Here is an 11,895-nt window from a genome sequence, read left to right on the forward strand (position 1 = left end):
CCGGCCCCCCCGCGGCCCACCCCCCCGGGCGCTGCCCCCCCGGACCCCCCCCGGGGGGCCCCGCCCCCCGGGGCGGGGCCGGGCACCGCTCACGGCGTCAGGAGACGGTGACGAACTTCGCGATGCTCGGCACCCCTTGGGCGTCGAGGGCGAAGAGCATGTAGGTCCCCGGCAGGACCACGCCGGTGTCGGCGGGCACGGACACGGTGTACGTGCCCGTCCCCGTGGCCGTGGCGGCGAGGGGCACCCGCCGCTGGTCGTTGTCGGTGGAGTGGGTCGCGGCCGAGGCCCGCATCAGGACGAAGGACGCCACCGGGGCCTGGGTGCTCACGCTGAACGAGGTGCCGGGGGCCGTCCTGGACGGCACGCCTCCGGTGATGACGGGGCGCGGTTTGGGCGATCCGTCCGCGTTGAGCAGGTAGGGCGGTGTGAAGACGGAGCCGTCGGGGTGGTTGGTGGCGCAGTCGCCGCACAGGCCGCCGCCGCCGGAGAAGATCCGCCCGTCCGGCAGGAGGTTGGCCACGCTGTGGTAGTTGCGCGGGACGGCCATCGTGGCGAGCGGGGTGAAGCCGCCGGTCGACGGGTCCCACAGCTCGGGGGTGAGCACCGAGGTCGCGTCGCTGAACGGCACCGGGTAGGCCTGTCCGCCGAAGACGGCCACCTTGCCGTCGGGCAGGACCACGCTGTTGCCGAAGGCGCGGGCGTGCTCCATGTCCCCCGTGCGGGCGGCCTGGACCTGGCTGCCGGAGATGCCGACGGTGTAGGCGCGCCGGGTGGCGGGGCTCTTCTCGTAGGCGGGCGAGCCGCCCAGGGTGAGCAGTTTGCCGACGTCGTAGGCGACGGCGTTGCCGGTCATTGCGTCCTGGCTGTCGGCCCGGGTGCCGGCCGAGGTGATGCCGCCCTGGCCACTGGTGGAGATCCAGTTCATCTGCTTGCTCGGCCCCAGCTGGAGGACCTTGCCGCCCGAAGTCGCGTGCAGCCACATGTGGTTGTCGGCGCGGTAGGGTCCGGCCGGGTCGGCCGTCAGGGCCGGGGCGGCCGGAACGCCGGGGAGCCCCCGCCAGGTGCGGGTGTCCGGGGACCACACCTCGCCCGCCTTGTCGCCCGCGGCTCCGCTCCAGGAGCCGCCCAGGACGAAGGCCTCGCCGGTGGAGAGCAGGGTCATGGACTGGTATCCGCGGGCGGTGTTCATGCTGGTGGTGGCGGACCACTCGTCGGTGGCGGGGTCGTAGACGCTCGCCTTCTCCGCGTTGCTTCCCCCGGTGACCAGCACCCGGCCGTCGGCCAGCATCGCGATGCCGGGGCAGAACATGTCGTGGCCGGTGTTGTCGATGCGGCGCTGGGTGACCTTGCCGGTCTTCAGGTCCAGGATCGCGGTCTGGGTGTAGCCGCTGCTGCCGCCGAAGCGGTCGAGCGCGTACGCCGACCAGGCCAGCAGCTTGTCGCCGGGCAGGGCGGCGGTGGCCACGGGCACCAGGGGGAAGCCGATGATCCGGTCCCAGGAGCCGTGGACGGCCGGGGCGGCCGGTCCGCTCAGGCGTATCTCGCCGGCCGAGGTCCACGGGCCGCGGCCGCCTGCCTCGGTGGTCACGGTCAGGCGTATGAAGCGGGCGTTCTCGGTGCGGGTGAAGGTGGCGGTCTTGACGGTGTCGTCGTCCCGCCAGGTGCCGGCGGCCACCGGAGCGCCGAAGGCCGTGCCGTCGGTGCTGGTCGTGACGGTGTACGCGCCGGCCCGGCCGTTCGCCCCGCCGGCGCGGGGGTGGTAGACGAGCGCGGAGACCGCTGTCGTGCGCCGGGTGTCGATGGTGATGCTGTGCGGCAGCGGGGCCGGGGTGCCGGTCCACTTGCTGTGCCACAGGGTGGCGGTGTCGCCGTCGAGCACGTTGGCCGCGCGGCCGTTCTCGCCGCCGGTCTCCTCGTCGCTCGCCGCGGCCGTCCAGCCGGTCCGGTCGAGGACCGGGGCTGCCGGTTCCCTCGCGTTCGCCGGCGCGATGCCGTGGTGCGGTGACTGCACGGCCGTCTGCTGGTCGAAGGGTACGGGTGCGGGCCGGGGCGCCGGGGCCCGGCCGGCCGCCGCGGGGCCCGCGACGCCGAGCCACGGCGTCAGGCCGATCAGCAGCGAGCCGAGGCCGAAGGCGATGAGCAGGTGGGACCGGCGTAACAGGCGTGGAAGGGCGAAACGGCGCCTGGACTGCAATCTGACCTCCTGGGGCGAAAGGGCGTGCCCCACGGAACATAGGTCAGCGAAACGGTAACTCGCCTAACATAAAGGATAGTTGGCGGAAACCTACGATACGGCCGAGGGTCCGGCGCCCCGCCCCGGCGAAACCGGTCAGGATTGGAGAAGCGCCGTCCGGCGGAGCCTCGTAGCGTCGTGGGCATGGACATCAGACTCTCCCAGTGCTTCATCGCAGTCGACGACCACGACAAGGCGCTCGCCTTCTACCGCGACGCCCTCGGCCTGGAGGTCCGGGGCGACGTCGGGTACGGGGGCATGCGCTGGGTGACCATCGGGTCGCCCGCGCAGCCGGACGTGGAGATCGTCCTCGAACCGCCGCTGGCCGACCCCAACGCCTCGGCGGCCGACCGGCAGGCCGTGGCGGAGCTGCTGGCCAAGGGCCTGCTGCGCGGGGTGGTCTTCTCCACCGACGACTGCGACGCCACCTTCGAGCAGGTCAGGGCCGCCGGCGGCGAGGTCCTGCAAGAGCCGATCGACCAGCACTACGGCGTACGCGACTGCGCCTTCCGCGACCCGTCCGGCAACATGATCCGCTTCGCCGAACCCCGCAAGCGGTAACCGCCGCCCGCTGCGTCGTTGCCATGATCGCGCCGACGAAGTAGAACCAGACGTGCTGCCCGAACCCGGCCGGATCGAGCCAGGCGACACCGAGGGGGCCGCGTGAGCGGCCCCCGACCGACAGATGGAGACACGATGAGCAAGGTCACGAGGACGGACACGCAGTCGCCTGCGCAGCACGATGCCGACAGCCACGATCTGATCCGCGTACACGGAGCGCGCGAGAACAACCTCAAGGACGTCAGCATCGAGATCCCCAAGCGCCGGCTGACGGTGTTCACGGGCGTGTCGGGCTCGGGCAAGAGCTCGCTGGTGTTCGACACGATCGCCGCCGAGTCGCAGCGGCTGATCAACGAGACCTACAGCGCCTTCGTGCAGGGCTTCATGCCGAACCTGGCACGGCCCGAGGTCGACGTGCTCGACGGGCTGACGACCGTGATCAGCGTCGACCAGCAGCGGATGGGCGCCGACCCGCGCTCCACCGTCGGCACCGCCACCGACGCCAACGCGATGCTGCGCATCCTCTTCAGCCGGCTCGGCAAGCCGCACATCGGCCCGCCCAGCGCGTACTCCTTCAACACCGCCTCGGTCCGGGCGTCCGGTGCGATCACCGTCGAGAAGGGCAACAAGAAGGCGGTGCGGGCGACGTACGAGCGCAAAGGCGGCATGTGCACGCACTGCGAGGGCCGGGGCAAGGTCTCCGACATCGACCTCACCCAGCTCTACGACGACACCAAGTCGCTCGCCGACGGCGCCTTCACCATCCCCGGCTGGAAGTCGGACAGCCAGTGGACGGTGGGGCTCTACGCCCAGTCCGGCTTCCTCGACCCGCACAAGCCGATCCGCAGGTTCACCAAGCAGGAGATGCAGGACTTCCTGTACGGCGAGCCGACCAAGGTGAAGGTCAACGGCGTCAACCTCACCTACGAGGGCCTGATCCCCAAGATCCAGAAGTCCTTCCTGTCCAAGGACAAGGAGGCGATGCAGCCGCACATCAGGGCGTTCGTGGAGCGGGCCGTCACCTTCACCACCTGCCCCGAGTGCGACGGGACGCGGCTCAGCGAGGGCGCCCGCGCGTCGAAGATCAAGAAGCTCAGCATCGCCGACGCGTGTTCGATGGAGATCCGCGACCTCGCCGCATGGGTCCGCGGCCTCAAGGAGCCCTCGGTGGCGCCGCTGCTCACCGCGCTCCAGCAGACCCTCGACTCCTTCGTGGAGATCGGCCTCGGCTACCTCTCGCTGGAGCGGCCGGCGGGCACGCTGTCGGGCGGAGAGGCGCAGCGCGTCAAGATGATCCGCCACCTCGGCTCCCCGCTCACCGACATCACCTACGTGTTCGACGAACCCACCATCGGCCTGCACCCGCATGACATCCAGCGGATGAACGACCTGCTGCTGCGGCTGCGGAACAAGGGCAACACGGTGCTGGTCGTGGAGCACAAGCCGGAGACCATCGCGATCGCCGACCACGTCGTCGACCTCGGCCCCGGCGCCGGAACGGCGGGCGGCTCCGTCTGCTTCCAGGGCACCGTCGAGGGGCTGCGGGCCAGCGGGACCACCACCGGCCGCCACTACGACGACCGGTCCTCCCTCAAGGAGTCGGTGCGCGAGCCGGCCGGCGCGCTGGAGATCCGCGGCGCGACGGCGAACAACCTGCGCGACGTGGACGTCGACATCCCGCTCGGGGTGCTGACCGTGATCACCGGCGTCGCGGGCTCGGGCAAGAGCTCGCTCGTGCACGGCTCGCTGCCGCACCGGTCGGGGGCGGCCGGCGAGGCCGTGGTGTCGATCGACCAGAGCCCGATCCGCGGCTCCCGGCGCAGCAACCCGGCGACCTACACCGGCCTCCTCGACCCGATCCGCAAGGCGTTCGCCAAGGTCAACGGGGTGAAGCCGGCGCTGTTCAGCGCCAACTCCGAGGGTGCCTGCCCGACCTGCAACGGCGCCGGTGTCATCTACACCGACCTGGCGATCATGCAGAGCGTCGCCACCACCTGCGAGGACTGCGAGGGGAAGCGGTTCGACGCCTCGGTCCTGGAGTACCGCCTCGGGGGCCGCGACATCAGCGAGGTGCTCGCGATGTCGGTGACCGAGGCCGAGGAGTTCTTCGGCTCCGGCGAGGCGCACACGCCGGCCGCCCACAAGATCCTCGACCGGCTGGCCGACGTGGGCCTCGGCTACCTCAGCCTCGGCCAGCCGCTCACCACGCTGTCCGGCGGCGAGCGGCAGCGCCTCAAGCTGGCCACGCACATGTCGGAGAAGGGCGGGGTCTACGTCCTCGACGAGCCGACGACCGGTCTGCACCTCGCCGACGTCGAGCACCTGCTCGGCCTGCTGGACCGGCTGGTGGACTCCGGCAAGTCGGTCGTCGTGATCGAGCACCACCAGGCGGTCATGGCGCACGCCGACTGGATCATCGACCTCGGTCCCGGCGCCGGGCACGACGGCGGCCGGATCGTCTTCGAGGGCACCCCCGCCGACCTGGTCGCCACCCGCCCCACCCTCACCGGCGAGCACCTCGCGGCCTACGTCGGCGCCTGACGGGCGCCGCGCGGACCCGGCGGCTCAGGTGCCGAGCAGCCGGGTCTGCGCGGCCGGGAGGCCCTTGGCCCACCAGTGGCCGTAGCGCCGGTAGGCCGCGGGGTCGCGGGGAGCGAGGAACGAGACGAGCGCCGCGGCCTCCGCCGCCAGCGCCTCCCAGGTGTCCTCGGGCAGGGGGTGGAAGGCGGCCGCCTCGATGCCCCCGCCGGCCGGGCGCCAGACGCCGGCGACGTGGCCGTCGACCAGCAGGGTGGGCAGCACGTCCCCGTTCACCCGGGTCACGTGCTTGCGGTAGGCGGGCGGGACGAGGCGGGCGCGGTCGGCGTAGGCCAGCAGCACGCTGTCCCACATCGCCATCAGCCGGGGCGGGGCGGGCGTGTCCCCGGCCGGCCGCGGCGCGCCCGGTACGTCGTACACCACCGTGCCGTCGGGGCCCTCCAGCTGCTCCAGGCCGTCGCCGAGCGCGTGCACCGCCGCGCGCACCCGGGCCCGCTGGACCAGCGCGAACTGCGCCATGTCCGCCACCGACGCCGGCCCGAAGCCCTCCAGGTAGCGGCGGATCAGGATCTGCAGCCCGCCGGCCGCGGCATCGGAATCGGCCAGGGCCGGCATGGGCCCCGGCGCGACGTACGAGGGCCGGGGCCCGAACGCCCAGGGACCGCCGGTGGGCGCGTGCCACAGCGGCGCGTACTGCCGCAGCATGCGCTGGGCCGACGCCTCCACCGGCGCGCCCAGCCGCTCCTCGAGCCGGCTCCCCAACTCGGCGGCGGTGCGCGGCCGGTCCGCGTATACCAGCAGGTCGCCGACCAGGTCGGTGGCGGCGTCGGGGCCGATCCCGGAGGCCCTGAACCGCGGGTCGCCGAGCCGCGAGCCGCGCAGGACCGGTTCCATGGCCTCGCGGAAGGGCCGGTAGTCCTCGGCGTGGACGGCGTGCAGGGTGAGCCGCATCAGGGTCGCCTTGACGGTGCGCCGAGCGCTCAGGGCCGCGTCGAGGCCCGCCGGATCGAAGCCGTCCAGCCTGTTCCACAGCGCGACGTACGGCGAGGCGGGCTCCTGGGCCTGCAGGGCGACCACCCGGCGCACCGCGTCGTCGACGCCGAGCGGCTCGCGGCGCAGCAGCAACTGCCGGGCGAGCGTCGCACGGTTGAGGGACTGCGCGCTGATCTCCATGCCGGCATTCTCCTGTCATCGGGGGGATGGGTTCACCCCCGTCGGGCAGGTGGCATACCTTCATCACGTGGACCAGTTGATCGCAGCAGACCCGACCCGCATCGGTCCGTACCGTCTCATCGCCCGGCTGGGTGCGGGCGGTATGGGCCTGGTCTATTTGGGCCGTTCCGAGGGCGGGCGCACCGTGGCCGTGAAGGTCGTGCAGGCCGAGCACGCCGGGCACCCCGAGTTCCGCAGGCGCTTCGCCCGCGAGGTGGCCGCCGCCCGGCGCGTGGGCGGGGAGTGGACGGCCGCGGTGCTCGACGCCGACCCGGAGGCCGCCGTGCCCTGGGTGGCGACCCAGTACATCCCGGGGCCGGACCTGCGCACCGTGGTCGCCGAGGACTTCGGGCCGCTGCCCGAGCACTCGGTGCACACGCTCGCCAACCGGCTCGCCGTCGCCCTGCAGGCCGTGCACGGGGCAGGCCTGATCCACCGCGACCTGAAACCGTCCAACGTCCTGGTCACCGTCGACGGCCCCCGCGTCATCGACTTCGGCATCGCGCGCGCGATGGACAGCCTGGCCGGGGACAGCCTGCACACCCGCACCGGCATGCTGATCGGCTCCCCCGGCTTCATGTCGCCGGAGCAGGTCCGCGGTCTTGAACTGACCCCCGCCAGCGATGTCTTCTGCCTGGGTGCCGTCCTCGTGTACGCGGCCACCGGACGGCTCCTGTTCGGGGCCGGCGACTCCGGTCTGAACGCCCACCTCTTCCGCGTCGCCGAGGAGGAGCCGGACCTGACCGGCGTGCCCCCGTCGCTGACCGGTCTCGTACGCGCCTGCCTGGAGAAGGACCCGGCGAAGCGGCCCACCCCCGAGCAGGTGGCCGAGCGCACGGCCGTGGACCAGCCCGGGGAGTGGCTGCCGGGCACGGTACTGGCGCAACTGGGCCGCCGGGCCGCTCGGTTGCTGGACTACGCGCCGGAGGCGGCCGCCGGGGCCCCCGCCGCACAGCCGGACCCCCGCGTCCCCTCCGTCCCGCACCAGCCCCGGCCGGCGCCGCCCGCGTACGCGCCCACTGCTCCGGCGCAGGGCTTCGGGCCGCCCCCGGCCGCCCTCCAGGACCCTGGCGCCCCGCACCCCCGGCGCTGGTGGGGCCTGGGGGTGATCGCCCTGACGCAGCTGCTCGTGCTGCTCGACGTGATGGCCTTCAACACCGCCCTGCCGTCCGTCCAGGCCGAACTCGACCTCAGCGGCGAGGGCTTGAACCCGGCGGTGAGCGCCTACGTACTGGCCTTCGGCGGGCTGCTGCTGCTCGGCGGCCACATCGCCGACCTCGTGGGGGCCAAACGGGCGCTGGTCATCGGCCTGGCCGGCTTCGCGCTGGCCTCCATGCTCGGCGGTTCGGCCGGCGATCCCGGACTGCTGATCGCGGCGCGCGCATCGCAGGGCGCCTTCGCCGCCCTGCTGACGCCCGCCGCGCTGTCCCTGGTGTCCACCGGTTTCACCGACCCGAGGGAACGCGCCCGGGCCTTCGGGATCTACGCGGCGGTCGCGGCCGGCGGCGGCGCCCTCGGCCTGCTCGCGGGCGGCTGGCTCGCCGAGGGGCTGTCCTGGCGCTGGGCCCTGTACTCCTGCGTCCCGCTCGCCGCGCTCGCGCTGACCGGCGCGGCCACCGTGCTGCCGGGCCGCCCGGAAGGCGCCGGAGCCCGCTTCGACTGGCTCGGGGTGCTGCTCGGCTGCGCGGGAACGGCCGCCCTGCTCTACGGCCTGGACGAGGCCGGGCAGCTCCACTGGACCGCTCCGCTTCCGCTGGGCCTGCTCGCGGCGGGCGTCCTGCTGCTCGGGGCCTTCCTGTGGTGGCAGTCCGTCACGTCCGGCCCGCTGTGGGCGCCCCGCCTCAGGGACCGCGACCGCGTCGGCTGCGTCCTGGCCATGGTCCTGGCCGGCGCCGGCATCCTGGCCCTGCTCCCCACCCTGACCCTCTACCTGCAGTACGTCCACGGCTACGGTCCGGGCATGACCGGAGTGATGATCCTGCCCGTGGCCGTCGCGGCCGTCATCGCCGCCACCCAGGTCTCGGCGCGTCTGCAGCACCGCACCGCGCCCCGCGTCCTGATCGTCTCGGGCCTGGTGACCGCGGCGGCCGGGATGCTGGTCCTCACCGGCATCGACTCCGGCAGCGGGTACGGGCCGCAGGTGCTGCCCGGCATGCTCCTCGCCGGCTTCGGAACCGGCCTGGCCTTCGTGCCGGTCTTCGCCACCGCGACCGCCGGCACCGGCCCGCGGCACTCCGGCGCGGCCTCGGGAATCGTCGTCACGGCCCAGCAGCTCGGCGAGGCGATCGGTGTGGTGCTGCTCTCCGGCCTCATCACCGCCCGGCTGAACGACGCCTCGGAGGACGATCAGTCCGAGGCGCTGCTGCACGGGTACACCGACACCCTCTGGTGGGCGGGCGGCGCCCTGCTGCTCGCGGCCCTGGTCGCCGGCCTGATGGTGACGGCCCGGGCGCCCGGAGCCCCCGGGGTCAACGTGCCCCGGCAGGCGGCGGGGTGACCGTCAGGGTGCGGGGCGCCCGAGCCGTCGGGGCGGGCAGACGGAGCGGTGTGCGGCCCGGGGTGAGGCTGCCGAGGACCCGGGGGCCCGCCGCGCCCGTGCACTCCGCCAGGGTGCCCGGCAGGCCGTGCAGGGTGAGGTAGCCCAGTACGGCGAAGGCGTACGCCTCCTTGGCGGCGCTGGGCAGCCCGAGCGCGTCCGAGGTGCGCAGCCGTACCGCGGCGCCCAGTTCCTGCCGGAGTGCGGCCATCAGGGCGGGGTTGCGGGTGCCGCCCCCGGAGGCCAGCACCTCCGTGACGCCGAACGGGCGCAGCGCGTCGGCGACCGTACGGGCGGTGAGCCGGGTGAGGGTGGCGAGGACGTCGGGGGCCGGGAGCGGCCCGACCGCGTCCAGGGCCGTCCGCAGGTAGCCGGAGTGGAACAGCTCCCGGCCGGTGGTCTTGGGCGCGGGCAGCACGTAGTACGGCTCGGCGAGCAGGCGGTCGAGCAGCGGCCGGTGGACGGTGCCGCGGGCCGCGAGGCGGCCGTCGGCGTCGTGGTCGAGGCGCCCGTCGGTGAGGTGGCGGGCGGCGGCGTCGAGAAGGGCGTTGCCGGGCCCGGAGTCGAAGGCCGCCGGGGAGCCGTCGGGGGTGAGCACGGTGGCGTTGGCGATGCCGCCGACGTTCAGCGCGGCCGGTACCCCCGGGTGTCCGCGCAGCAGCATGCGGTCGATCAGGCCGACCAGGGGTGCGCCCTGCCCGCCGGCGGCGACGTCCCGGGTCCGGAAGCCGGAGACCACGGGCAGTCCGGTCGCCTCGGCGATCCAGGCGGGTTCGCCGAGTTGCAGGGTGCCGTGCACGCGGCCGCCGTCCGCCCAGTGGAAGACGGTCTGACCGTGGGAGGCGACCAGTTCGGCCCGGCCCCCGCAGAGTTCGCGGTCGGCCCGGAGGGCGAGCCGGGCGAAGGACTGCCCGATGCGGGTGTCGAGGCGGCACACGTCGCCGAGGGTGGTGCGGCCGGGCGGGAGCGCTGCCGCGAGGGCGTGGCGCAGCTCCTCGTCGTACGGTTCGCTGACCATGCCGAGCGGGGTCAGGCGCAGTTCGGTGCCCTCGCACGTGATGCGCGCGGCCGCGGCGTCGACGGCGTCGCAGGAGGTGCCGGACATCAGGCCGATGACGGTGGTCTGCGTCGCCTCCGGAGCGGGCGGCGGGGTGTGCGGGGTCATCGCAGGGGCCTCAGGTGGTCGTCGGGGCGCAGGGTGAGCAGGGCGGGTACGGCGAGCGCGCAGGCGCCCGCCGCGTAGTAGGCCGGGATGTCGGGATTGCCGGTGTGCCGTACGAGCGCGGTGACGATGAGGCCCGCGCATCCGGAGAAGACGGCGTTGGACAGCGCGTAGGCCAGGCCGAGCCCGGTGCTGCGCACCCGGGTCGGGAACATCTCCGCGAGGAGGGCGGGGCCGGGTCCGGCCAGCAGCCCGATCATCGCGCCGGCCGCCGCCAGCAGCGCCGCCTTCGCCGCGACGGGGAGCGCGGGGTCGCGCAGCAGGTGCAGGAGCGGGAGGGCGGTCAGCACGACCAGGACGCTTCCGGCGAGCATGACGGCACGCCGTCCCACCCGGTCGCTGAGCGCGCCGGCGGGCAGGATCGCGGCGGCGAAGCCGAGGTTGGCGGCGAAGGTGGCGGCCAGGGCCTGCTGGAAGGTGGTACCGAGGGTGGCCTGGAGGTAGGAGGGCAGGACGACGAGGAAGGTGTACCCGGCTGCGGACCACCCCATGATCCGCCCGACCCCGAGCACGACGACCCCCGCGGTACCGGCTCCGCCGGTCCGGCCGGGGGTACGGGGCGGGCCCACCAGGCCGGGGAGGCCCGCCGGGGCCGGGGCGTCCGCCGGAGGCAGGACGCCGACCGGGGCCGGGGTGGCCGCCGGAGGCAGGACGCCCACCGGGACCGGGGCGTGAGCCGAGGCCGGGGCTTCCGCCGGAGCCGGGCTGTCCGCCGGAGGCAAAACGCCCACCGGGGCCGGGGCGTCCGACGGAGGCAGGGTGCCCACCGGGGCCGGGGCGTGGGCCGAGGCCGGGGCGTCCGGCGGAGTCGGGGAGTGCGGCGGAGCCGGGGAGTGCGGCCGGGCGTGCGTCGTCGTGTTGTCAGGTGACGGGGTGCGGGGCGGTGGGGCCGTTTCCGGGAGGCGCAGCCGGAGCCATAGCGCGACGGTGCCCAGCGGCACGGCGAGCAGGAAGGGGACGCGCCAGCCCCACGCGTACAGGGCGCTCTCGGAGAGCAGGGTCGCCAGCGCGGCGGCGAGGCCCGCGCCCGTGAGGAGCCCGAGGGCGACCGTGAACGACTGCCATGCGCCGTGGCGGCCGCGCCGCCCGGCCGGCGCGGTCTCGGTCAGCAGGCTCACCGCACCGCCGAACTCACCCCCGGCGGACAGGCCTTGGACGCTGCGCAGCAGGGTCAGCAGCCAGGGCGCCAGGGCGCCGATGGCGGAGTACGCGGGCAGGGCTCCGATCAGGGCGGTCGCGCCCGTCATCAGGCAGACGGCGAGGACCAGCGCCGGCCGCCGGCCCGCCCGGTCCGCGAGCCGCCCGAAGAGCAGGGCGCCCAGCGGGCGGAAGAAGAACGCGATGGCGAAGGCGGCGTAGGTCGCGATGAGCGCCTGTGCCCGGTCGCCGCCGTCCGGGGTGAAGAAGCGGGCGGCGATGACGGTGGCGAAGGAGCCGTAGACGCCGAACTCGTACCACTCCACGAAGTTGCCGACGGAGCCTGCGAGCAGGGCGCGGCGGGCGGACGGCGGAGGGACGGGCACGGCGGCCACGGCGGACGCCGCGGGCCGGCTCTTCGGGCGGGGAGCGGGGCGGGCCACGGTGGCTGGC

The 11,895-nt window shown here is 74.4% G+C and carries 7 protein-coding genes; 3 read left to right on the plus strand and 4 right to left on the minus strand.

The window, feature by feature from the left end:
• Positions 1-97: 97 nt before the first annotated feature.
• Positions 98-2,197: a galactose oxidase-like domain-containing protein gene (locus AB0D66_RS33235; protein WP_362310908.1), complete on the minus strand. Its 2,100-nt coding sequence runs from the start codon at positions 2,195-2,197 to the stop codon at positions 98-100.
• Positions 2,198-2,380: 183 nt separating this feature from the next.
• On the opposite strand from AB0D66_RS33235, the gene AB0D66_RS33240 reads away from it, so the two are divergent.
• Together AB0D66_RS33240 and AB0D66_RS33245 are read left to right on the plus strand one after the other, a co-directional pair.
• The gene (locus AB0D66_RS33240; protein WP_362310909.1) at positions 2,381-2,797 is read left to right on the plus strand and encodes a VOC family protein; all 417 of its coding nucleotides are present in this window, start codon (positions 2,381-2,383) and stop codon (positions 2,795-2,797) included.
• Between the two features lie 135 nt (positions 2,798-2,932).
• On the plus strand, positions 2,933-5,338 hold the full coding sequence (locus AB0D66_RS33245) for an excinuclease ABC subunit UvrA (RefSeq protein WP_362310910.1): 2,406 nt from the start codon (positions 2,933-2,935) through the stop codon (positions 5,336-5,338).
• A 24-nt stretch (positions 5,339-5,362) separates the two neighbouring features.
• Here AB0D66_RS33245 and AB0D66_RS33250 read toward each other — a convergent pair whose 3' ends face one another.
• Positions 5,363-6,508 (minus strand): winged helix DNA-binding domain-containing protein, encoded by a 1,146-nt coding sequence (locus tag AB0D66_RS33250; protein WP_362310911.1) that lies wholly within the window; start codon positions 6,506-6,508, stop codon positions 5,363-5,365.
• Positions 6,509-6,575: 67 nt separating this feature from the next.
• Between AB0D66_RS33250 and AB0D66_RS33255 the strand changes: the two genes are divergently transcribed.
• Positions 6,576-9,044, plus strand: a complete 2,469-nt coding sequence (locus tag AB0D66_RS33255) for an MDR family MFS transporter (RefSeq protein WP_362310912.1) — start codon at positions 6,576-6,578, stop codon at positions 9,042-9,044.
• Here AB0D66_RS33255 and AB0D66_RS33260 read toward each other — a convergent pair.
• Both AB0D66_RS33260 and AB0D66_RS33265 read right to left on the minus strand, forming a co-directional pair.
• Complete coding sequence (locus AB0D66_RS33260; RefSeq protein ID WP_362310913.1) at positions 9,016-10,248, minus strand: anhydro-N-acetylmuramic acid kinase; 1,233 nt, start codon at positions 10,246-10,248, stop codon at positions 9,016-9,018. The genes AB0D66_RS33255 and AB0D66_RS33260 overlap by 29 nt on opposite strands.
• Complete coding sequence (locus tag AB0D66_RS33265) at positions 10,245-11,837, minus strand: MFS transporter (RefSeq protein ID WP_362310914.1); 1,593 nt, start codon at positions 11,835-11,837, stop codon at positions 10,245-10,247. The genes AB0D66_RS33260 and AB0D66_RS33265 overlap by 4 nt, the downstream gene beginning before the upstream one ends.
• Positions 11,838-11,895: the final 58 nt, after the last annotated feature.

The organism is Streptomyces sp. NPDC048270 (genome assembly GCF_040652335.1).
GTDB lineage: Bacteria > Actinomycetota > Actinomycetes > Streptomycetales > Streptomycetaceae > Streptomyces.

Coding starts and splice junctions, on each gene's coding strand:
- AB0D66_RS33245 (WP_362310910.1), top strand. CDS start 2,933: ATGAGCAAGGTCACGAGGACGGACACGCAGTCGCCTGCGCAGCACGAT.
- AB0D66_RS33260 (WP_362310913.1), bottom strand. CDS start 10,248: ATGACCCCGCACACCCCGCCGCCCGCTCCGGAGGCGACGCAGACCACC.
- AB0D66_RS33250 (WP_362310911.1), bottom strand. CDS start 6,508: ATGGAGATCAGCGCGCAGTCCCTCAACCGTGCGACGCTCGCCCGGCAG.
- AB0D66_RS33240 (WP_362310909.1), top strand. CDS start 2,381: ATGGACATCAGACTCTCCCAGTGCTTCATCGCAGTCGACGACCACGAC.